General features: G+C 63.5%; 21 protein-coding genes. 7 read left to right on the top strand and 14 right to left on the bottom strand.

Annotation, left to right across the window (positions count from 1 at the left end):
- Window positions 1-7: 7 nt before the first annotated feature.
- The 5 genes from LLJ08_RS16325 to LLJ08_RS16305 form a co-directional block, all read right to left on the bottom strand.
- Window positions 8-613, bottom strand: coding sequence for a PilX N-terminal domain-containing pilus assembly protein (locus tag LLJ08_RS16325; protein WP_179484770.1), 606 nt, complete (start codon window positions 611-613; stop codon window positions 8-10).
- Window positions 610-1,461, bottom strand: a complete 852-nt coding sequence (locus tag LLJ08_RS16320) for a PilW family protein (RefSeq protein WP_003302166.1) — start codon at window positions 1,459-1,461, stop codon at window positions 610-612. Before LLJ08_RS16320 ends, LLJ08_RS16325 begins: the two co-directional genes overlap by 4 nt.
- Entirely contained in the window at window positions 1,458-2,009 is a 552-nt protein-coding gene (pilV, locus tag LLJ08_RS16315) for a type IV pilus modification protein PilV (protein ID WP_003302169.1), read from the bottom strand. The genes LLJ08_RS16320 and pilV overlap by 4 nt, the downstream gene beginning before the upstream one ends.
- A gap of 8 nt (window positions 2,010-2,017) precedes the next feature.
- Window positions 2,018-2,509 carry a GspH/FimT family pseudopilin gene (locus LLJ08_RS16310; protein WP_003302171.1) on the bottom strand — a complete coding sequence of 164 codons (492 nt, stop codon included), beginning with the start codon at window positions 2,507-2,509 and terminating at the stop codon, window positions 2,018-2,020.
- Window positions 2,510-2,666: 157 nt separating this feature from the next.
- Window positions 2,667-3,164: a GspH/FimT family pseudopilin gene (locus tag LLJ08_RS16305; protein WP_003302173.1), complete on the bottom strand. Its 498-nt coding sequence runs from the start codon at window positions 3,162-3,164 to the stop codon at window positions 2,667-2,669.
- 152 nt (window positions 3,165-3,316) lie between these two features.
- Between LLJ08_RS16305 and thiO the strand changes: the two genes are divergently transcribed.
- From thiO to speA, 3 genes are all read left to right on the top strand, one after another.
- Complete coding sequence (gene thiO, locus LLJ08_RS16300; protein ID WP_228207479.1) at window positions 3,317-4,426, top strand: glycine oxidase ThiO; 1,110 nt, start codon at window positions 3,317-3,319, stop codon at window positions 4,424-4,426.
- Window positions 4,427-4,574: 148 nt separating this feature from the next.
- A complete protein-coding gene (locus LLJ08_RS16295; protein WP_042927694.1) occupies window positions 4,575-4,946 on the top strand; it encodes a translation initiation factor Sui1 in 372 nt (123 codons plus the stop codon).
- A 122-nt stretch (window positions 4,947-5,068) separates the two neighbouring features.
- The gene (gene speA / locus LLJ08_RS16290; protein WP_014821432.1) at window positions 5,069-6,982 is read left to right on the top strand and encodes an arginine decarboxylase; all 1,914 of its coding nucleotides are present in this window, start codon (window positions 5,069-5,071) and stop codon (window positions 6,980-6,982) included.
- A gap of 15 nt (window positions 6,983-6,997) precedes the next feature.
- Here speA and LLJ08_RS16285 read toward each other — a convergent pair whose 3' ends face one another.
- The 3 genes from LLJ08_RS16285 to LLJ08_RS16275 form a co-directional block, all read right to left on the bottom strand.
- Entirely contained in the window at window positions 6,998-7,456 is a 459-nt protein-coding gene (locus tag LLJ08_RS16285; protein WP_041014872.1) for a DUF2214 family protein, read from the bottom strand.
- Window positions 7,457-7,458: 2 nt separating this feature from the next.
- The gene (locus LLJ08_RS16280) at window positions 7,459-8,832 is read right to left on the bottom strand and encodes an MATE family efflux transporter (protein ID WP_228207478.1); all 1,374 of its coding nucleotides are present in this window, start codon (window positions 8,830-8,832) and stop codon (window positions 7,459-7,461) included.
- Between the two features lie 76 nt (window positions 8,833-8,908).
- Window positions 8,909-9,202 (bottom strand): hypothetical protein, encoded by a 294-nt coding sequence (locus LLJ08_RS16275; protein ID WP_228207477.1) that lies wholly within the window; start codon window positions 9,200-9,202, stop codon window positions 8,909-8,911.
- A gap of 230 nt (window positions 9,203-9,432) precedes the next feature.
- Here LLJ08_RS16275 and LLJ08_RS16270 point away from each other — a divergent pair, with 230 nt between their 5' ends.
- Window positions 9,433-10,365, top strand: coding sequence for an SdiA-regulated domain-containing protein (locus tag LLJ08_RS16270; protein WP_228207476.1), 933 nt, complete (start codon window positions 9,433-9,435; stop codon window positions 10,363-10,365).
- A 17-nt stretch (window positions 10,366-10,382) separates the two neighbouring features.
- Here the strand turns inward: LLJ08_RS16270 and LLJ08_RS16265 are convergent, their stop codons facing one another.
- From LLJ08_RS16265 to cra, 6 genes are all read right to left on the bottom strand, one after another.
- Window positions 10,383-10,832 carry a DMT family transporter gene (locus tag LLJ08_RS16265; RefSeq protein WP_003302186.1) on the bottom strand — a complete coding sequence of 150 codons (450 nt, stop codon included), beginning with the start codon at window positions 10,830-10,832 and terminating at the stop codon, window positions 10,383-10,385.
- Between the two features lie 85 nt (window positions 10,833-10,917).
- Window positions 10,918-11,475 carry a DUF4136 domain-containing protein gene (locus LLJ08_RS16260; protein ID WP_228207475.1) on the bottom strand — a complete coding sequence of 186 codons (558 nt, stop codon included), beginning with the start codon at window positions 11,473-11,475 and terminating at the stop codon, window positions 10,918-10,920.
- Between the two features lie 72 nt (window positions 11,476-11,547).
- On the bottom strand, window positions 11,548-12,156 hold the full coding sequence (locus LLJ08_RS16255; RefSeq protein ID WP_228207474.1) for a DUF4136 domain-containing protein: 609 nt from the start codon (window positions 12,154-12,156) through the stop codon (window positions 11,548-11,550).
- 18 nt (window positions 12,157-12,174) lie between these two features.
- A complete protein-coding gene (locus LLJ08_RS16250) occupies window positions 12,175-12,924 on the bottom strand; it encodes a methyltransferase domain-containing protein (RefSeq protein ID WP_228207473.1) in 750 nt (249 codons plus the stop codon).
- Window positions 12,921-13,226: a nucleotide pyrophosphohydrolase gene (locus LLJ08_RS16245; RefSeq protein WP_003302193.1), complete on the bottom strand. Its 306-nt coding sequence runs from the start codon at window positions 13,224-13,226 to the stop codon at window positions 12,921-12,923. Before LLJ08_RS16245 ends, LLJ08_RS16250 begins: the two co-directional genes overlap by 4 nt.
- Before the next feature lie 68 nt (window positions 13,227-13,294).
- Window positions 13,295-14,284, bottom strand: a complete 990-nt coding sequence (gene cra, locus LLJ08_RS16240; RefSeq protein WP_003302195.1) for a catabolite repressor/activator — start codon at window positions 14,282-14,284, stop codon at window positions 13,295-13,297.
- Between the two features lie 181 nt (window positions 14,285-14,465).
- Between cra and ptsP the strand changes: the two genes are divergently transcribed.
- From ptsP to LLJ08_RS16225, 3 genes are read left to right on the top strand one after another with little or no spacing between them, the layout of a single operon-like run.
- Window positions 14,466-17,342 carry a phosphoenolpyruvate--protein phosphotransferase gene (gene ptsP / locus LLJ08_RS16235; RefSeq protein ID WP_228207472.1) on the top strand — a complete coding sequence of 959 codons (2,877 nt, stop codon included), beginning with the start codon at window positions 14,466-14,468 and terminating at the stop codon, window positions 17,340-17,342.
- Entirely contained in the window at window positions 17,342-18,280 is a 939-nt protein-coding gene (pfkB, locus tag LLJ08_RS16230; protein WP_228207471.1) for a 1-phosphofructokinase, read from the top strand. The genes ptsP and pfkB overlap by 1 nt, the downstream gene beginning before the upstream one ends.
- Before the next feature lie 20 nt (window positions 18,281-18,300).
- Window positions 18,301-20,037, top strand: a complete 1,737-nt coding sequence (locus LLJ08_RS16225; RefSeq protein WP_228207470.1) for a PTS fructose-like transporter subunit IIB — start codon at window positions 18,301-18,303, stop codon at window positions 20,035-20,037.
- Window positions 20,038-20,120 lie beyond the last annotated feature (83 nt).

Below are 20,120 nucleotides of genomic sequence, written 5' to 3'. Positions count from 1 at the left end.
TCGGCTCTCAATTGTTAAGGCCAAGGTAGATGTTGGCGTGCGTCGACTGCAGATAGAGGGCGTCGCCGGTCTTGCCGTTGTTGAGATAGAAATAGGTGCCACTTCCCTCGCCACGCCCGCCATATTCGGCGTTGACAGCAGCGTTCCCTGCTACATCCGCCAGGATGCTGTTGTAGTGGGCGTCGGCCGTCGTGGCTGCAGCAGGGTCCGTACCTCGGTAAGGCATCCAGACGTTCGAGGCGGTCAGGAGATCATCTCCGTCCGCCTGGTGAGGCTGGTCCACGAATGCCAGTAGACGATCTGTCTTGACTTCAAGCAGGCAAGGGCTGTTGATTCCATTGGCCTTCAGGGTGTTAGCCGCCAAACAGTTGGCTGCTTTAGCTTCAAGCTTCTCGGACAAGTTGCCGGGACCGTAAAAACGAAATTCAGCTTCGCGCAATGCCGCATCTGCAATGTTCTGGCTTTTCATGTCGTGAGCGCGGTTTGCCGTGATGCGTGACTCGAGCGTCACGCCTCGCATGCTGCTGACGGCCAGTACAGTCAGAACCAGCAGCATGACGAGGGAAACGAGGAGTACCGCTCCGCCCTGAGATTTGCGGGAAATGAGCATCATGGCATTAGATTCCTGATGGTTTGCGTGGCGCCTGCCACTTGGTAGATGCGCTTGTTATCTGCCTCTTCCAGTCGGGTTTGCGCTTCCGTTGAGGCTTCTAGCAGCCAGTCGGCAAGAACCTTCGAGTCATCGCCGTCGCGCTGTCCTGCACGGCTGGAGAGCAGTAGGGCATAGCGCACGCTACGAATCGCACCACTGGTGGGTGTCCAATCTGCTTGCTGGACGAAGGTGGTAACTTCCTTTTCCAGCATGTCAGTCTTGCCTACACCGAAGTCCAAACGCAGGTCCGCAATGCCGCGGAGCACCTCGCCGTACTGCGGCGTGGTGGCGTTGAGGCTTTTACATAGAAGGCGCCCGTCCTGCAGCTGGTCGTTGCTGCTGGGTTCGTATTTGAACGCCAGAACGGTCAGGTCGGCTGCGTCGGGCGGGGAAGAAGGGAAGGCTTCGTCATATGTAACAGAGCTAGCCGTGCCCTGACAGTCCAGTTCTCCACTGACTTGCGGCTGATATCGAATGCAGAAGCCGATACCTTCACTGGGATCCAATCCGGTAGCGGCATGTCCAGCGTTGAATGCGAGGCATCCACCGGAAGCAGGGCGGGAGGGAAAGACGATGTCCAGCAGCGCTGAGGGTGTCCGACGATAGCCTGCCTTGCTCAGGTAGTCGTTAATGACTAATGCGGCAAAGCGACTGTTTTCGACGTTCCCAGCCTGATTCTGTTGGAAGACATAGTTACGCTTGTTGTCGATATAGACTTGCGTAATACCGAGGATTAGAAAGCTACTGATCGCTAGTGCGATAAGCAGTTCTACCATGGACAGGCCAAATTGATGTTTAGTGTGGTTCATGGTTCTACCCGAACTGTATAGCTGCAAACATCGGAGTTTTCCGCATCAAGGCAGGCGCCTTCACGAACTTGCCAGGCCAGGCGAATTTCAAGCATTGAACCCTTGTCATCGCAATCACCTGCAATAGAGCTGCGGCAAACGTATACGTCGCTAACGAATAGCTCGCTGCCGCCTGGTAACAATGCTTCAACCTTGTCGGCCCAGCAGTCGCGCAGTTCTTTTGCTGTTTTTGCTATTCGGGTCGGACTCGCCACGCAGCTCTCGCGGTCGGCGAACTCATCGCCGGCGGCTTTGTAGAAAATGGAGCTGTCTTTTAACCCGCTGTTCATAGGGAACTGCGGTGGCGAAGTATCGAACAGCTCTTTTGGGTGCGCTCTTACAATTTCGATCAAGTCGCCGGCCAGAACGATGGCCGTGTTGCGCTGTACCGAGTCCTGTGTGTATTGGATGCTGCGTCCCTGCAGAGCCACCATGCCGAGTACACCGATGGTGGTTAGCAGTAGGGCCACCAGTACCTCGATCAGGCTGAAGCCTTTATTGGTTTTCATTGAGTTCCTCATGGTGTGCAGCTGTCCATGGCAGCTCCGTCTTTCTTGCCTCGAGGGTAGAGAACGAGGCCGCCGCTAGCTTGCACTTCGAGTAGGTAGCCGGTGGCCGGGTCTGAGTCGCGGCATATGGTGAACTTGGCGGTTGTAGCCGTGCCGTTGGCCCGGTAGACCAGTTTGTCGTCGCTGAGGGCTGAGCTGAGGATCTCCGCGTGAGCGGGGTTATGCTCCAGGATTCGCTCCACTTCCCCGCTTCCCGCGCTGCTGAGTTCCCAGGGCGCATTACTCTTGATCTGTACTTCGTATGCCTGTCGGTTAAGGACCGCTTGACCACGTGCGTGCTGCAGGAAGCTAACCAGTTCCTCTGCCTTGCTTTGCACTTGGTTACTACGGATCAGGCTGTTGAAGCTGGGGACGGCAATGGCTGCGAAAACGCCAAGCAACGCCAGGGTGATCATCAGCTCGACCAGGGTGAATCCGTGCATGTCGGTTGTGCGTGACATGGTGTACTCCAGGGGAATCGTGAGCGGATGATGCAAATGCGTTGGTGTCTTGTCCGCATGGGGAAGATCGTTGGTGCGTTTGTATGGATGAACGGTCGAGGCTTGAGTTTGAGCTGTGATGGCGTCGATGTTTGCCGCAGGAGTCCCTGGTTCGGCTTCACCGGCATAGGCTGGCTTGAGCGGTGTTTTCTGCCTCTGAAGCCTGGCGTATCCGCCCCTGACGACTGACGACGACTTGCCATGCGACCTGCTTCCCATGGCATTGGTAAAATCGCCCATTGCTGGCGGGCGCCGCCCCGTTATCGCGAAAACGAATGCTCTCGCTAAAGCCAATCCAGCTGAGCTCAGCTTGATGTGGAAGTTGGGTCAGTTGCAGTGTTTGCCCTGTCGTAGTGCGTACAAGCCAGCCATCTGCCCAGTTCGTCGAACATGTTGCCCCGTCTCCGCTTCCACATATCTCTATGGTGCGGCGCCGTAGAACTGCTTGCGTGCGGGCATTGTGCAGTGTGCTTTCGACCTCATCCTTCAGCGCTTCCTGGCGACTTCTTTCAATCATGTTGCCGAACGCGGGGATAGCTATCGCAGCGACGACGCTTAATACCGACAGCGTGACCATCAGGTCTATTAGTGTGAAGCCTTGATTTCGGTTCGCCATAGTGCGGTTCCTTTGCACGTATGATGCTCAGCCGTCCTGGCTGCTTTATGTGTATTGGCGTTCGCGAGATACACGACGCTCTTTTAAAGCAGCCTGCCCGTCAGTCCAAGTGAGGACGGGCAGAAATGTGAACCAGATGGTTGGAGAGGCATGTGAATCAAGAAGTGATCGTTGTCGGTGGCGGTGTCATCGGGTTGTTGTCCGCCTATCGCCTGGCTCAGGCAGGCACGTCGGTGTTGCTGCTGGAGTCGGGCGATGTTGGTCGCGAAGCTTCCTGGGCCGGCGGCGGGATCGTGTCGCCGTTGTATCCGTGGCGTTATAGCCCAGCAGTCACGGCGCTGGCGCATTGGTCGCAGGATTTCTATCCGCAGCTTGGCGAGCGGCTTCTGGAAGAGACGGGGGTGGACCCCGAGGTGCATGTCACCGGCCTTTACTGGCTGGATCTACATGACGAGGCGGAGGCGCTGAGTTGGGCTGAGCGTTATGGCCGGCCGCTGACGTCGGTGTCGATGGAGACCGTGCGCCAGGCAGTGCCTTCGCTGGCTGAGGGTTACGAGCGCGCCGTCTACATGGAGGGTGTTGCCAACATTCGCAATCCTCGTCTGTTGCGCGCCTTGCGCGAAGCGCTGCGGCAGCTGCCGAATGTGACTGTGATCGAGCAGTGCGCGGTCGAGGGTTTCCTCCGCGACGGTACGCGTATCGTGGGCGTGCAGACAGCGCAGGGCGAGATGCGAGCGGATCAGGTTGTAGTGGCTGCTGGCGCCTGGAGCGCACAGCTGCTGGCGACGCTGGGGCTGGAGATTCCGGTCAAGCCGATGAAGGGGCAGATGATTCTATTCAAGTGCGCGGAGGACTTCCTGCCGAGCATGGTGCTGGCCAAGCGGCGCTATGCGATTCCGCGGCGCGACGGCCATATTCTGGTTGGCAGCACGCTGGAAGATGTCGGCTTCGACAAGACGCCGACCGAAGACGCGCTGGAAAGCCTGAGGGCAACAGCGATCGAGCTGCTACCGGCGCTGGCCGATGCGCAAGTGGTCAAGCACTGGGCAGGTCTGCGACCCGGTTCGCCGGACGGCGTGCCTTATATAGGGCAGGTGAGCGGTTTCGACGGGCTGTGGCTGAACTGCGGGCACTTCCGCAACGGGTTGGTGCTGGCGCCGGCGTCCTGTCAGCTGCTTGTCGATCTGATGCTTGAGCAGGCGCCGATCGTGGATCCGTCGCCTTATGCGCCGGCCGGACGTATCGCCGATCAGAAGAGCTGATCGGCCCTTCGCGGTACTCCGGTTTCACGAGCAGTCCGGGTTTCATATGTGTCGCCCGGACTCTGTTCTGCTACCAACTCGCATTGCTGGTAAATTAGCCGGCACTTCGGCTCTGCCAGGCAGAGCCAGATTGGTGAGTGAGGTTTGTGTGGCGAAGAAAACCACTTCCCTGGCCGGCCTGAGCGGGCTGGTTTATTCCACCGATGCCGGTCGGCATTGTCCCGAGTGCAGTCAACCGCTGGGTAGTTGCATCTGCAAACAGAGCGTTCTGCCCGAAGGCGACGGCATTGCGCGGGTGCGCCGCGAGAGCAAGGGCCGAGGCGGCAAGACGGTGACGACCATCAGTGGCGTTCCCTTGCCCGAGACCGATCTCAAGGAACTTGCCAGCGCACTGAAACGTCGCTGCGGCACGGGTGGTGCGCTGAAGGATGGCGTCATCGAGATTCAGGGCGATCACGTTCAGCTGCTGATCGACGAGCTGAGCAAGCGTGGCTTCAAGGCTAAGAAGTCCGGTGGCTGAGCACCGATGTGACACCTCCACCGATTTTCACCATTTTCCGCATATCGGCTGTCGAAGCCGCATAGCCTTCGCCGCGCGGTTCTGCTCGCTGCGAAACACTCAATTTCTTCCGGGAGGCCTTGATGCCTGTACGACGCACACGTAAAGACGACGGTAGTCAGTGGACCGCTGCCGATAGCCGCAGCATTTACGGTATCCGCCACTGGGGCGCTGGGTATTTCGCGATCAACGATCAGGGCAATGTCGAAGTGCGCCCGCAGGGGCCGAGCGGTGAGCCGATCGAGTTCAACGGGCTGATCGAGCAATTGCGCGAGGCGGGACTGTCGCTGCCGCTGCTGGTGCGTTTCCCCGGCATCCTGCAGGACCGCGTGCGGCGCCTGACCGGCGCCTTCGATGCCAACATCGAGCGCATGGAGTACGCCGGCAAGTACACCGCGTTGTACCCGATCAAGGTCAACCAGCAGGAAGCGGTGGTGGAGAACATCATCGCCACGCAGAACGTTTCCATCGGCCTGGAGGCAGGTTCCAAGCCGGAGCTGATGGCCGTGCTGGCGCTGGCACCGAAGGGCGGCACCATCGTCTGCAATGGCTACAAGGACCGCGAGTTCATCCGCCTGGCGCTGATGGGTCAGAAGCTCGGCCACAAGGTGTTCATCGTCATCGAGAAGGAGTCCGAGGTCGGACTGGTGATCGAGGAGGCCAACGAGCTCAAGCTGACCCCGCAGGTCGGCCTGCGAGTGCGCCTGTCGTCGCTGGCATCGTCTAAATGGGCCGATACCGGTGGCGAGCGTTCCAAGTTCGGCTTGTCCGCAGCGCAGTTGCTCTCGGTGATCGAACGCTTCCGCGCCGCAGAAATGGATCAGGGCATTCGCTTGCTGCACTTCCACATGGGTTCGCAGATCGCCAATCTGGCCGACTATCGTCAGGGCTTCCGTGAGGCGATTCGTTACTACGCCGAGCTACGGGCGTTGAACCTGCCGGTGGATTACATCGATGTGGGCGGCGGACTGGGGGTCGACTACGACGGCACCCACTCGCGCAATGCCAGCTCGATCAACTACGACATCGACGAGTACGCCGGTACCGTGGTCGGCATGCTCAAGGAGTTCTGCGAGGCACAGGGGCTGCCGCACCCGAACATCTTCTCCGAAAGCGGGCGTGCCATGACGGCGCATCATGCGGTGTTGGTCATGCAGGTCACCGACGTCGAGCGGCACAACGATGAGCTGCCGGTGATCGACAACTACGACGAACTGCCGGAGATCGTGCAGTCGCTGGCCGACCTGCTCGGACCGACCGACCCGGAAATGGTCACCGAGACCTATTGGCGCGCTACCCACTACATGAGCGAGTCCAGCGCGCAGTACGCCTCCGGCAAGCTGACGCTGGCGCAGAAGGCACTGGCCGAGCAGAGCTACTTCGCCATCTGCCGCCGCCTGTACAACCAGCTCAAGGCCCGTCAGCGCTCGCATCGGGCGGTGCTCGACGAGCTCAACGACAAGCTGGCGGACAAGTACATCTGCAACTTCTCGGTATTCCAGAGCCTGCCGGACACCTGGGCGATCGACCAGATCCTGCCGATCGTGCCGCTGCAGCGGCTGAGCGAGGAGCCGGTGCGGCGCGCTGTGCTGCAGGACCTGACCTGCGACTCGGATGGCAAGATCAAGCACTACGTCGACGAGCAGAGCATCGAAAGCAGCATGCCGGTGCACGAGGTCGCGCCTGGCGAGGAGTACTTCCTCGGCGTGTTCCTGGTCGGTGCCTATCAGGAGATTCTCGGCGACATGCACAACCTGTTCGGCGATACCGACTCGGTGAACGTCTATCAGCGTGAGGACGGCAGCTACTACCACGCCGGTATCGAGACCCACGACACCATCGAGGACATGCTGCGCTACGTGCACCTGTCGCCCGAGGAGCTGATGACCTATTACCGCGACAAGGTCGCCAGCGCCAAGCTGAGTGCCAAGGAGCGCACCCAGTACATCGACGCGTTGCGTCTGGGGCTGACGCGCTCGTCCTATCTGACGCCTTGAGCCGCGAGCCCGGCGTCAGCCGGGCATTACGCCAAAGCCCCGTGCCATCAGCGACGCCAGCAAGGGGATCAGCAGGAGTAGCAGCAGCTCCAGGCGGATGGTCAGCTTGACCCACCTGGCGCTGCTGTCCGAGATGATCGGTGCCTGGCCTGCGGACAAGGCCGGGCGCCAGCGCAGGAACGTCAGGGTCGGATAGATGGAGAGCACCGCGACCACCACGAACAGGCCGATCTTGGCGTGGAACAGGCTGTTCTTCAGGTAGTAGTCCAGGCCTTTGCCATAGAGGATGGCCCGGGCCGCTCCGCTGGCCAGTACCGCCGCCGCGGTGATACCGAAGGCGATGTCGATACGGAACAGGCTGCGCGCTCGCTCCAGCGTCAGCGGCTGACGGAACAGCTGGTGCTCCAGCAGCAGCAGGGCAAAGAGCAGGAATATCGCCAGAAAATGCAGGTAGGCGGCGATGGCGTAGGCCATGTTCAGTGTCCTTCGGAGTGTGTGGTGCTCGGCGCGCCCATGTTAAACCAGGCTCCGCGGCGCTGCAGGCGCTGAGCGAGCACGCCCAGGCAGACGCCGCGCATCAGCATGAAGCTCAGAAACGCCAGCCACAAGCCGTGATTGCCAAGCCCTTGCAGCAGCCAGCCCAGTGGCAGCGTCAGGCCTACCGCCAGGAGCATGCTGTTGCGCATCTCCCGCGCGCGGGTTGCACCGATGAACAACCCGTCGAGCAGATAGCTCCAGACCGCAATCAGCGGCAACGCCGCCAGATAGGGCAGGTAGATCAGCGCGGTCGCGCGGACCTCGGGAATGTCGGTCTGCAGCTGGATAAATAGATGGCCGCCAAGCAGGAAGAACAAGCCGAAGGCGACGCTGGCCAGCAGCGACCAGCCCCCGGCGACCACCATCACCCGCTGCAGCGCGTTGCGGTCGCGGGCACCGATGGCATGCCCGCTCAAGGCTTCCACGGCATGCGCCAGTCCGTCGAGGGCGTGCGCGGTCAGCAGCAGGCCATTGAGCAGCAGGGCGTTGGCGGCGACCGTCGCATCACCCAGGCGGGTGCCCTGGACAGTCACCAGGAAGAACACCAGTTGCAGCGCCAGCGAGCGCAGGAAGATGTCGCGGTTGACCGCCATCAGCGGCCGCCAGCTCAACCAGCGGCGCAGCGCGCGGGTATCGACTCGACCGGGATAGCGGGCCAGCGCCTTGCGGGTGAGCGCCAGGCCGAGCAGCGCGCCGCTCCATTCGGCGATCACCGAGGCGCGTGCGGCGCCGGTCACGCCCCAGTCGAGGCCGAGCACGAACCACAGGTCCAGCGCCACGTTGATCAGATTGGTGGTCAGCAGGATGGCCAGGGGCGCGCGAGCGTTCTGCGTGCCGAGGAACCAGCCGATCAGCGCATAGCTGGCCAGCGCCGCCGGCAGGCCGAACAGCCGCGTGTGGAAATAATCACGGGTGAGTTCGTCCAGTTCGGCCGAGGGCTGCATGAGCTGCAGGGCCGCGCCTTTCAGCGGCACGCCGAGCACCCCGAGCAACAGCGCGAAACCCAGGGCCAGCAGCAATCCCTGTAACAAGATCTGGCGAAGGGCGCCGCCGTCGTTGCGACCAGCGGCCTGGGCGGCGAAGCCCGTCGTGCCCATGCGCAGAAAGCCCATCACCCACACCAGCAGCGTATACAGGCTACCGCCGACCGCCACTGCGCCCAGCTGATGCGCGTGCGGCAGATGGCCGATCACGCTGCTGTCCACCAGTGCGACCAGCGGAACGGATAGGTTCGACAGGATCATCGGCGCCGCCAGCGCCCACACCTTGCTGTGGGTTGGGGCGTGGCGCCAGGCGGCAAGCATGCTGGACATTACGGGCCTCCGGGACGGCCCGGCACTATACGTGGCATGCAATGAAAGAGGGAAAGTCCGAGCTTTAGGCTGCGCGTCAGTGAATCAACCAGCTCAGCAGCCACAGCCCGAGGAACAGCCAGATCAGCCCGCCGATGATCGAGCCGCGAAAGAACGCGCGGACCGCCGCAACCAGCAACAGCAGGCCGATCGCCAGTGCTACCAGGCTGATCAGCGAGCGGTCCATGCCCAGCGTACGCGACAACCCCTCGAGGAAATTGTGTCCGGCCCTGGCAAACAGGCCGAAGAGGTCGCCCAGCGCCTCGACGATGAAACGTATGACCGCGCCCAGCGCCTGTCCCAGCCATTCGAAGAATCCTTCTACCCGCATGTATCACTCTCCTGAACGTTCGATTGCGGTGCCCAAGCACGGCTCTGGGCATTGGGCTCTCGAGTGCGCCCGAGAGTTCCGAACGGTCGCCGCTGCACTGGAACCACCAGGGCAGGAGGCGGTCGGAATGTCGCTGTGAGTCCTTAGCGCATCATGCGTTCCCGACCTTCATGCAACTGCAACAAGCGCCAGGCAGCCTGCCTACCATTCCCAGAACGAGAAGACCAACGATGCTGGCCATTGCCAGAGCGCGCCTGGAACGAATCAAGACACTGCGCCCCGCCTGGGCCTATGGCTGCGTCTTTTTCGGCCTGCTCTACGTTGTCACCGCCACTCATCTGGACGAGCGGCTGTTCTATACGCTGAAAACCACTTGGCATGAAAGCAGCTGGGAAAGGCACAGCCTCTGGCTACCCGAATACCGGGTGAAGATCGACGCGCTGCAGGTAGCCACGGTGGAAGACAATCTTTCCGGGCTGACCTATGACGAACGCCGCGATCATCTCTGGGGCGTCGTCAATAACCCCGAAGAGCTGCTGGCGCTGGACAAGGATGGCGGCTTCCTCGCGCGCTACCCGCTGCGCGGGTTCCAGGACGTCGAGGGCGTGACCTATCTGGGTGATGACCTGCTTGTGTTGACCGAGGAGCGCAAGCAGTCGCTGTTGCTCGTGCAGGTTCCCAAGATTGCCGGGCCGCTGCAGCGTACCGACGCCCGCTCCATCACTCTGGCCCTGAACGACGAGGACAATACCGGTTTCGAGGGCGTCGGGTACGACCGCGCCGGTGATCGGCTGTTCGTGGTCAAGGAGCACTCACCGCGCAAGCTCTACGAGATCCAGGGCATCAAGCGCAGTCTGGCAGGTGACATGGACATCAAGATCATCGACCGTGAGGCCTGGATTGAGAAGCTGGACATGGCCAGTGATCTGTCCTCGGTGCACTTCGACGAGCGTACCGGCCATCTGGTGCTGCTCAGCGACGAGGCGAAGATGATGCTGGAACTCGATGCCGAGGGCGAGCTGGTCAGCTTCCGCTCGCTCTGGAGCGGGTTTGCCGGACTCGAGCGCAGCGTGCCGCAGGCCGAAGGGATGACCTTCGATGCACAGGGCAATCTCTACCTGGTCAGCGAGCCCAACCTGTTCTACGCCTTCGAGCACGAGTGACGCCCGCCGCGCACCTGCTAGCCGCGCTGGATCAGCCAGACGCCGGCGAAGATCAGCAGCAGACCGGAGACCTTGCCGAAGCTGATGCTGGACTGGCGAAAGCCGGCCCAGCCGAAGTGATCCAGCAGCAAGGCGACGAACAGCTGGCCGGCCAGCAATAGCGCCATGAACAGCAGCGCTCCCGTGCGCGGTGCGGCGAAGGCGGCCGTGGCGATGAAAAAGGCCCCCAGCAGCCCACCACACCAGTGCCACCAGTGCAGGCCTTTGAGCGTCTGCAACGCCGGGATATCGCGCTGGACTGCCACGATGACGAACAGCGCCAGTGTGCCCACGGTAAACGAAAGCAGTGCCGCGCCCATCACGTTGCCGAGGTGACGCGCGACCTGGCCGTTGATTCCGGCCTGCAGCGGCAGCATCGCGCCGGCAATGAACGGAAGGGTGAGTAACCACCAGGCAACGGCAGGCATTTCGGATCTCCGGAATCAGGGCGCGACAGTATGGCGAGCCGGGATACGACTCGCCATAGCGGGACAGCGGTTCGCCGCGCTTGGCTCAGCGCGGCGGGTATTGCGACAGCACCCGTGTCACCAGCTCGCGCATGCTGCCGGCGCGCTGCTCGGGGGTGCCCTGGCGGTTGCTCAGGGTCTGCTCGGCGCTGCCGCGCCAGACCAGTTTGCCGTCAGCGGCGTCATACAGGTCGATCTGCAGCGTGCCGACCTGGTAGTCGATGGTGCGGGTGTCGGTGAACATCGGCCCACCCCAGTAGCCGTACCAGGGATTGCCCCAGGCGCCGGAGGTGGTCGTGTACTGCTGGGTACGCTGGTCGACGATGTACCAGGCCTGCACCTTGAGGTCCGCCGCTTGGCCGGCCGCGGCGGGACGCAGTCCCTGCTGATCGAGCTGTTCGGCGATCGCCGCGCGGATGCGTTGTTCGGTGAGGTCGCTTTTGATTCGTGGATCGTCAGGCCGGTACTGCAGCGCCGGTTCCTGCCAGCTCCAGGCCCGATAGGCCGAGAAATCCCGCGTCGGATCGAAATCGCGCTGCACCTGCGGGCCCTGGCAGGCGGCGAGCGCGAAGAGCAGAGGTATCAGCAACAGGCAGCGCAACATGATCGTTCTCCGGGGGTGGAATCTGTTCAGTCTAGGCCTCGGCGCGGTGCTGAGTCTGCATCGCTGTCACGCTCAGCGCGGCGGGTAGTCCGCCAGCGCCCGCTGCACTGCCTCGCGCAGCGCATCCTGCTGCTTGGCGCGGCTACCGCCGCTACGTGCTTCGGCGCGATTGCTCCAGATCGATTGGCCGGAAGCCGCGTCGAACATCTCGATACGCACCGAGAGCACCTCTTCCTCGTAGTTACGCACGATGGGTACGCTCGTCCCCACGCCATAACCTGAGCCGTATCCGTAGCCGCCACCGTAGCGGCCTGCGCCGACATGCGGGCCGTAATCATCGTAAGTCTGCCGAATGCGGGTCTCCTTGCTGGCGCGGGCGCTGATCAACAGCTCGCCCTTGCGCTCGGCCTGCGCAGGGCGCAAGCCGAGTTGATCGAGCGCGCCGGCGACCATTTCCTGCAGCTCCTCACCGGTGATCGACGCGGTGCCGGCCGGTGGTGCTTGCCAGCTCCAGTTCTGGTAGCTCGAGAAGTCCCGTGGTGCCGCCGGATAGACCGGTGACTGGATCTGCTCGATAGGTGGCGCCGGAGGAATCGGCGCGGATTCGTCGGTATAGGGGTTCTGGCTCTGGCAGGCTGCAAGGCCCAGGCAGAGCACCGGCAGCATGGCGCGGATCGACATCGGTACCTCCCGGTCGGCTCAGAGCGGCCGACACATCCAGTGCAGGTAGCGCCCGAGACCGGCAAATTGCGGATGGCGGCGGTAGGCCAGTTCCATCTCGATCAGTTCGGCAGGCTCGGTGCGGGCCTGGAAATCGGCGGGCATGTAGTCATGGAATACGCGCACGCCACTGGTTGTTTCGACCTGCCAGTGCGGTGCGAGTTGCGCTGCCAGCTCGCGTGGGTCCAGCGGCTGCTGAGGCGTCAGGCTCTGGCGCTCGCCGGCATAGGTCTGGCTGCGCAGCTTCTTGAAATGGCCCTTGAGCAGGTTGCGGTAGATCAACGCGTCGCGGTTGTAGAAGGCCAGCGATAGCCAGCCATCGGCCGATGTCAGACGATGCAGCACCGGCAGGATCGCCTGGGGCTCGGCCAGCCATTCCAGTACCGCGTGGCAGATCACCAGATCGAAGCGGCCCTCGACCTGGCTTTCGACTGTCTGCCAGGGCGCCTGAATGAAGGTTGCCTGCTGGCCGGTTGCGGCAAACTGTTTGCGCGCGCCTTCCAGCATCGGCTCTGCCGGTTCTGCCAGGGTCACATCATGGCCCTGCTGAGCCAGCCACAGACTCATATGGCCGAGGCCGGCGCCGATATCCAGCACCCGCAGTGGCCGTTGCGGCAGGGCTTCCGTCAGGTCGGCCTGCAGCACGGCAAGGCGGATCGCGCCTTTGGCGCCGCCGTAGATCTTCTCGGCGAAGCGCGTCGCCAGCTCGTCGAAATGCCGGTCGCTCATCGGGCGAACCGCCGCTCGTTGTCAGCCAGCTTGGCCAGCAGCGCCTGTTCCATATCGATGCCCAGCTCGCTGCACATCAAGAGCAGGTACATGAGGATGTCGCCGACTTCCTGACCGGCATGCTCAAGTTTGTCGGCTGAGAGCTGGCGCGACTCGTCCTCGGTCTGCCACTGGAAGATTTCCACCAGCTCGGCCATTTCCACGCTGGCGGCCATGGCGAGATTCTTGGGGCTGTGAAAGCGCTGCCAGTCGTTCTGATCGCGGATCGCGTGCAGGCGTTGGGTGATCTGTTCGATGTTCATCTGGGAGGGTGGGCGTGTTCGAAAGACGACAAGCTTCCGCCAGCGCGGCAGCGCCCGCAAGGGGCGGATCAGAGACGCCGCACTTTCAGCTCACGCTCGATGGCGATCACGCCGGGACGGTAATCGCCCTGCTCGATGGCGCGGATTGCCTGTTCCAGGGTTTGCTCGGCGATCTGCTCGTGCTGCTGGGAAATCGCATTGACCCGGATCGGCAGGAAATCCAGCAATTGCGCGTCACCAAAGGTCGCCAGCCGCAGCTGCTCCGGCCACAGCAGGTTCCGCTCGCGCAGCGCATCGAAGACGCCTTCGAGCAAGACGTAGGCGGTGGTGATCAGCGCATCGGGCAGCGGGCCGCGCTCGAGCAGGGCGAGCATCTGTTCACGGCCGCACGCACGGCTGAACTGTTCGGCCTGCAGGATGCTGACCTGACCGCTGTGCTGCGACAGTGCCTGGCGAAAACCTTCCTCGCGCTGCTGACTGATGGGCAATGCCGGGCGTGCGCTGATCAGGGCGATATGGGCGGCGGCCGGAACTGCCAGCGAGCGGGTGAGCAGGGCGGCCGCTTCGCAATCATCGCTGACCACCGAGCAGAAGTGCTCGGCGTCCAGCGCACGGTCGAGGGCGATCACCGGCGTGCCAGCCGCCTGCACCTTGCGATAGCTCTGGTCGTCGGCTGGTAGGCAGCTAGCGACGATCAGCGCATCGCAGCGGCGCGAGCGCAGCAGCTGGATGACCTGGCGCTCGGTATCCGGCTCGTCGTCGGTGCCGGCGATCAGCAGCTGGTAGCCGCGCTGCCGCGCGCGCTGCTCGAGCAGTTTGGCCAGACGCGCATAGCTGGGGTTTTCCAGATCCGGAACGATGAAGCCGAGGGTGCGCGACTGCCCGCGACGCAGGCCAGCCGCCTGCTGGTCGAGCTGAAAGCCCTGCTGTTCGGCCACGGCCATCACCCGCTCGACCGTGGCCGCGCTGATACGGCGCTGCGCGGCCTTGCCATTGAGCACATAGCTGGCGGTGGTTACCGAAACGTTGGCGAGGCGGGCGATGTCGGTCAGTTTCAACAGAGGGTCCTGAGACGGGTGGTATGAACTCGGGCTTCTAGAATTACCCAATATTGCGTAATGTGCCAGCCTTAGGTGAAACGTTTCAGCAGTGTTTCGGTCTGAAGCGCCAGCCCAGGATTCGGGCAAAGCCGGCTTGACCGTCGGCCACAACAATCGCGAGCCCCCGCAGGAGTTCTCCATGCTTGAGTTGAATGCACAGCACATCCACATGCATCAGGCCGCGGCGGACAAGCCAGCGGCGCTGGCCCTGCTGGGTGAAGTTCTGGTCGCCGACGGGCTGGTCGCGCCGGGTTATCTGGACGGGCTGCGTGCGCGTGAAGCGCAGGGCTCGACCTTTCTCGGGCAGGGCATCGCGATCCCTCATGGCACACCGGAAACCCGCGATCAGGTGTTCACCACCGGCGTACGGCTACTGCATTTCCCAGCCGGGGTGGATTGGGGTAATGGCCAGCTGGTGTATCTGGCGATCGGTATTGCCGCGCGTTCGGATGAGCACCTGCGGCTGCTACAGCTGCTGACCCGAGCATTGGGTGAAGGCGATCTGAGCGAGGCGCTGCAGAAAGCCGAAAGCCCGGAAGCCATCATCGACCTCCTGCAAGGTGCGCCACAGGCGCTGGCGCTGGATGGCGAGCTGGTCTCGCTGGGTGTCGCTGCGGATGATTTCGACGAGCTGGCCTGGCAGGGCGTCAAGCTGCTCAAGCGCGCGCAGTGCGTGGAGCCGGGTTTCAACGCCAGTCTGCCGCTTGGCCAGGCGCTGCCGCTGGGTGACGGTCTCTGGTGGTTGAGCAGCGAGCAGGCGGTGCAGCGTCCGGGTCTCGCCTTCGTCACGCCAGCCTCGAATCTTGAGCATCAGGGGCAGCCGCTCAACGGGCTTTTTGTGCTGGCCAGCATGGGTGAGGCGCATCAGGCCATGCTCGAGCGGCTGTGCAATTTGCTGATCGAAGGCCGTGGCCAGGAGCTGAGCCAGGCGACGTCCAGTCGCACAGTGCTCGAAGCCCTGGGCGGCGAAGTGCCGGCAGACTGGCCGAGTGCCCGCGTGCCGTTGGCCAATGCACATGGCCTGCATGCACGCCCGGCCAAGGTGCTGACCGAGGTCGCACAGGCCTTCGCCGGCGAGATCCGCGTGCGCCTGGCTGGTAGCCAGAGCGCGGGCGTTTCGGCCAAGAGCCTGAGCAAGCTGCTGGCGATGGGTTCGCATCGCGGCCAGGTGCTGGAGTTCATCGCCGAGCCCTCGATCGCCGACGATGCGTTGCCGGCGCTGGTCCGCGCGGTGGAAGAAGGGCTGGGCGAGGAAATCGAGCCGCTGCCGGCCGGCGGGGCGCCGGCGGAGCAGCGGGCCGTGCAACTGAATGAGGCAGCCCAGGACGTGCCCGTCTTGCGGGCCGGCGAGCAGGTCATCGGCATCGCCGCCGCGCCCGGCATCGCCATCGGTCCGGTCCTGGTACGCAAGCCGCAGGTGATCGACTACCCCAAGCGCGGCGAGTCTCCGGTGATCGAACTGCAGCGGCTGGATGCGGCGCTGGACAAGGTCCATGCGGAGATCGGCACGCTGATCGATGAGAGTCAGGTCGCCAGCATCCGCGACATCTTCACCACCCATCAGGCCATGCTGCGCGACCCGGCGCTGCGCGAGGAAGTCCAGGCGCGCCTACAAAAAGGTTTGAGTGCCGAGGCCGCCTGGATGGAGGAAATCGAAATTGCGGCGCAGCAGCAGGAGGCCTTGCACGACAAGCTGTTGGCCGAGCGGGCCGCCGACCTGCGTGACGTGGGTCGCCGTGCGCTGGCCTGCCTGACTGGTGTGGAAGCCGATCAGGCCCCAGACGAGCCCTACATCCTGGTGATGGACGAAGTGGCGCCTTCGGACGTCGCCACTCTCAACGCCCAGCGCGTCGCAGGCATTCTTACCGCTGGCGGCGGTGCGACCTCCCACAGCGCCATCATCGCCCGCGCGCTGGGCATTCCGGCGATAGTCGGTGCCGGGCCGGGTGTGCTCGGGCTAGCGCCAAACACACTGCTGCTGCTCGACGGCGAGCGCGGTGAATTGCTGGTGTCGCCGACCGAGGCGCAGCTGGAGCAGGCCCGCAGCGAACGCACCAGTCGCGAAGAACGCAAGCGCTTGGCAAATGAGCGTCGCCTGGAGCCGGCCATCACACGTGACGGTCATCATGTCGAGATCGCCGCCAATATCGGCGCGGCCGGCGAAACCCCGGAAGCAGTGGCGATGGGCGCCGAAGGCATCGGCCTGCTGCGCACCGAGCTGGTGTTCATGAACCATTCCCAGGCGCCGGATCAGGCGACTCAGGAAGCCGAATACCGCCGCGTGCTGGAAGCCCTCGAAGGCCGCCCTTTGGTGGTACGTACGCTGGATGTCGGCGGGGACAAACCGCTGCCGTACTGGCCGATGCCTGCCGAGGAAAATCCCTTCCTCGGCGTGCGCGGCATTCGCCTGAGTTTGCAGCGCCCGGACATCCTCGAAACCCAGCTGCGTGCCTTGCTCTCGTCGGCCGATGGCCGCCCGCTGCGGATCATGTTCCCCATGGTCGGCAATATCGACGAGTGGCGCACCGCCAAGGCCATGGTCGATCGCCTGCGCGTGGAGCTGCCGGTGGTTGATCTGCAGGTGGGGATCATGATCGAGATCCCATCCGCGGCCCTGATCGCGCCGGTGCTGGCGCAGGAAGTCGACTTCTTCAGTATCGGCACCAACGACCTGACCCAGTACACCCTGGCCATCGACCGCGGCCATCCGACGCTCTCCGGCCAGGCCGACGGCTTGCATCCGGCGGTATTGCGTCTGATCGGCATGACCGTCGAGGCCGCCCATGCCCACGGCAAGTGGGTGGGCGTCTGTGGTGAGCTGGCCGCCGATGCGCTGGCGGTACCGATGCTCGTGGGCTTGGGCGTGGACGAACTGAGCGTTTCGGCGCGCAGCATCGCCCTGGTGAAGGCGCGGGTCCGCGAGCTGGATTTCACGACCTGCCAGAGGCTGGCCCAGCAAGCCTTGATGCTGCCCGGCGCCCATGAAGTCCGCGCCTTTGTCGGGGAGCACTGCTGATGGCTCGTGTTCTCACTGTCACCCTTAACCCGGCCCTGGACCTAACCGTGCAGCTGTCCGCGCTGCGCCTGGGTGAAGTCAATCGCAGCGAAAGCCTGCAGGTGCATGCCGCCGGTAAGGGGCTCAACGTCGCGCAGGTGCTGGCCGACCTCGGCCATCAGTTGACCGTCACCGGCTTTCTCGGCGAGGGCAATCCTCTGGCCTTTGAGCAGCTGTTCGCCGCGCGTGGATTTGCCGACGAATTCGTCCGCGTGCCGGGCGATACCCGCAGCAACATCAAACTGGCCGAAGCGGGCGGGCAGGTCACCGACATCAACGGCCCGGGGCTCAAGGTGAGCGAGGCGCAGCGCGCGGAGTTGCTGACACGGCTCCAGCGGCTGGCGCCCGCTCATGACCTCGTGGTCGTCGCCGGCAGCTTGCCGCGGGGCATCGACAGCCAGTGGTTCGTGGAGATGCTGAACACCCTCAAAGCGCTCGGCGCGCGGGTGGCGCTGGATACAAGTGGCGCCGCATTGCGTGACGGGCTGGCGACCCGGCCGTGGCTGATCAAGCCCAACGAGGAGGAACTAGCCGAGGCCCGTGGCGTTGATCTCAGCGGGTCGTCGGCGCTGGTTGCCGAAGCGCGGCGGCTGCAAGGCGAAGGCATCGAGCACGTGGTTATTTCGCAGGGCGCCAATGGCGTCAGCTGGTTCTCGCCAGGCGCCACGCTGCATGCCAATCCGCCAAAGGTTCAGGTCGTCAGCACCGTTGGTGCGGGCGACTCACTGCTCGCCGGCATGCTCCACGGTCTGCTGGAAAGCTGGCCGGCCGAGCGCACCCTCACACACGCCACCGCCATTGCCGCGCAGGCGGTTGGGCAGGTCGGCTTTGGCATCACCGACACGGATGGACTTGCGGACCTGGAGGCCAGGGTCCGGCTCCAGCCGCTGAGCCAATAAATCGAACAAGAGGTGAAGGAATGAATCTTCTCATCGTTACGGCCTGCCCCAACGGAATGGTCACCAGCGTGCTGACTTCACGCCTGCTCGAAGCGGCCGCCCATCGTCTGGGCTGGTCGACTGCCGTGGAAGTCCACGATCCCAAGGCCATCGGCTCGCCGCTGACGCCCGCGCAGATCGCCAATGCCGATCTGGTGGTCGTGGTGAAGACCGGGCCGTTGTCGCTGCAACGCTTCGTCGGCAAGCGCGTCGCCCAATCCACGCCATCCGAGGCGCTGCTTGATCCGGAAGCCTTCCTGCGCAGCGCCGCCGACACGGCGAGCGAACTGCAGCAGGCCGACGAAGCGGATGCCGCGCATACGAGTGGCAAGCCCAAGCTGGTGGCCATCACCGCCTGCCCGACCGGCGTGGCACACACCTTCATGGCCGCGGAGGCCCTGCAGCAGGCGGCGATCCGCAAGGGTTACGACCTGCAGGTTGAAACCCGCGGCTCGGTGGGGGCGCGCAATGTGCTGGAAGCGGACGCCATCGACGAGGCCGACGTGGTGCTGCTGGCTGCGGATATCGAGGTGGATGTCATCCGTTTCGCCGGCAAGCGCGTGTTTCGCTGCGGTACTGGCGTGGCCCTCAAGCAACCCGATGCGACCCTGGATCGCGCGCTGGAAGAAGGCGTGGTGCTCGCTGGAGGCGCCGCTGCCAGCGCAAGTGGCGAACAGAAGGGCGAGAAGGCTGGCGTCTACAAGCACCTGCTGACCGGCGTGTCCTACATGCTGCCGATGGTGGTGGCGGGCGGTCTGTTGATCGCACTGTCCTTCGTGTTTGGCATCGAGGCATTCAAGGAGGAGGGCACGCTGGCCGCCGCGCTGATGAAGATCGGTGGCGAAACGGCCTTCCAGTTAATGGTGCCGCTGCTGGCGGGATATATCGCCTATTCCATCGCGGATCGCCCGGGGCTTGCGCCGGGCATGATCGGCGGCTTGCTGGCCGGCACCCTCGGTGCGGGCTTTATCGGCGGGATAATCGCAGGCTTCGTGGCGGGTTATGCGGCCAAGGCAGTGAGCCGCTGGATTCCATTGCCGGCCAGTATCGAATCGCTGAAGCCAATCCTGATCATTCCGTTGCTGGCGAGCCTGGTAACCGGTCTGGTGATGATTTACGTGGTCGGCACGCCGGTGGCGAAGATGCTCGCCGGGCTCACCGAATTCCTCGACACCATGGGCACCTCCAACGCCATCCTGCTCGGGCTGCTGCTCGGCACCATGATGTGCGTCGACCTTGGCGGGCCGGTGAACAAGGCCGCTTATGCCTTCTCCGTCGGGCTGCTCGCGTCCCAGAGTTACGCGCCGATGGCCGCCACCATGGCGGCGGGGATGGTGCCGCCAATCGGCATGGGCATCGCCACGCTGATCGCCCGACGCAAGTTCGCCCAGACCGAGCGCGAAGCTGGCAAGGCCGCGCTGGTGCTGGGCTGCTGCTTCATTTCAGAAGGCGCGATTCCTTTCGCTGCGAAAGACCCGTTGCGGGTGATTCCGGCCAGCATCGCCGGTGGTGCGCTGACCGGCGCGCTGTCCATGGCCTTCGGCGCAAAGCTGCTGGCGCCACATGGCGGTCTGTTCGTGCTGCTGATCCCCAACGCCATCAATCACGCGCTGCTGTATCTGCTGGCGATCCTCGCCGGCAGCCTGGTGACCGGGGTGATCTACGCCGTGATCAAGCGGCCTGAAACGCAGCCGCTCAGCGTCGTGGCAACGGCGTAAGCGGTCGCCAAACCGCTGAACTAAAGCCCTGCCCATCGTATCCACTAAAAGCTGGCGAGACTTTGTGTCAGAAAGTTTCGCCA

Source organism: Stutzerimonas chloritidismutans (genome assembly GCF_020783375.1).
Classification (GTDB): domain Bacteria; phylum Pseudomonadota; class Gammaproteobacteria; order Pseudomonadales; family Pseudomonadaceae; genus Stutzerimonas; species Stutzerimonas kunmingensis.
This window is presented reverse-complemented; position numbering and strand designations above follow the sequence as displayed.

Excerpts from the sequence above, each read along its gene's own strand:
- LLJ08_RS16325 (WP_179484770.1), bottom strand. The coding sequence starts at position 613 with ATGATGCTCATTTCCCGCAAATCTCAGGGCGGAGCGGTACTCCTCGTT.
- LLJ08_RS16320 (WP_003302166.1), bottom strand. The coding sequence starts at position 1,461 with ATGAACCACACTAAACATCAATTTGGCCTGTCCATGGTAGAACTGCTT.
- pilV (WP_003302169.1), bottom strand. The coding sequence starts at position 2,009 with ATGAAAACCAATAAAGGCTTCAGCCTGATCGAGGTACTGGTGGCCCTA.
- LLJ08_RS16310 (WP_003302171.1), bottom strand. The coding sequence starts at position 2,509 with ATGTCACGCACAACCGACATGCACGGATTCACCCTGGTCGAGCTGATG.
- LLJ08_RS16305 (WP_003302173.1), bottom strand. The coding sequence starts at position 3,164 with ATGGCGAACCGAAATCAAGGCTTCACACTAATAGACCTGATGGTCACG.
- speA (WP_014821432.1), top strand. The coding sequence starts at position 5,069 with ATGCCTGTACGACGCACACGTAAAGACGACGGTAGTCAGTGGACCGCT.
- LLJ08_RS16285 (WP_041014872.1), bottom strand. The coding sequence starts at position 7,456 with ATGGCCTACGCCATCGCCGCCTACCTGCATTTTCTGGCGATATTCCTG.
- LLJ08_RS16280 (WP_228207478.1), bottom strand. The coding sequence starts at position 8,832 with ATGTCCAGCATGCTTGCCGCCTGGCGCCACGCCCCAACCCACAGCAAG.
- LLJ08_RS16275 (WP_228207477.1), bottom strand. The coding sequence starts at position 9,202 with ATGCGGGTAGAAGGATTCTTCGAATGGCTGGGACAGGCGCTGGGCGCG.
- LLJ08_RS16270 (WP_228207476.1), top strand. The coding sequence starts at position 9,433 with ATGCTGGCCATTGCCAGAGCGCGCCTGGAACGAATCAAGACACTGCGC.
- LLJ08_RS16265 (WP_003302186.1), bottom strand. The coding sequence starts at position 10,832 with ATGCCTGCCGTTGCCTGGTGGTTACTCACCCTTCCGTTCATTGCCGGC.
- LLJ08_RS16260 (WP_228207475.1), bottom strand. The coding sequence starts at position 11,475 with ATGTTGCGCTGCCTGTTGCTGATACCTCTGCTCTTCGCGCTCGCCGCC.
- LLJ08_RS16255 (WP_228207474.1), bottom strand. The coding sequence starts at position 12,156 with ATGTCGATCCGCGCCATGCTGCCGGTGCTCTGCCTGGGCCTTGCAGCC.
- LLJ08_RS16250 (WP_228207473.1), bottom strand. The coding sequence starts at position 12,924 with ATGAGCGACCGGCATTTCGACGAGCTGGCGACGCGCTTCGCCGAGAAG.
- LLJ08_RS16245 (WP_003302193.1), bottom strand. The coding sequence starts at position 13,226 with ATGAACATCGAACAGATCACCCAACGCCTGCACGCGATCCGCGATCAG.
- ptsP (WP_228207472.1), top strand. The coding sequence starts at position 14,466 with ATGCTTGAGTTGAATGCACAGCACATCCACATGCATCAGGCCGCGGCG.
- pfkB (WP_228207471.1), top strand. The coding sequence starts at position 17,342 with ATGGCTCGTGTTCTCACTGTCACCCTTAACCCGGCCCTGGACCTAACC.
- LLJ08_RS16225 (WP_228207470.1), top strand. The coding sequence starts at position 18,301 with ATGAATCTTCTCATCGTTACGGCCTGCCCCAACGGAATGGTCACCAGC.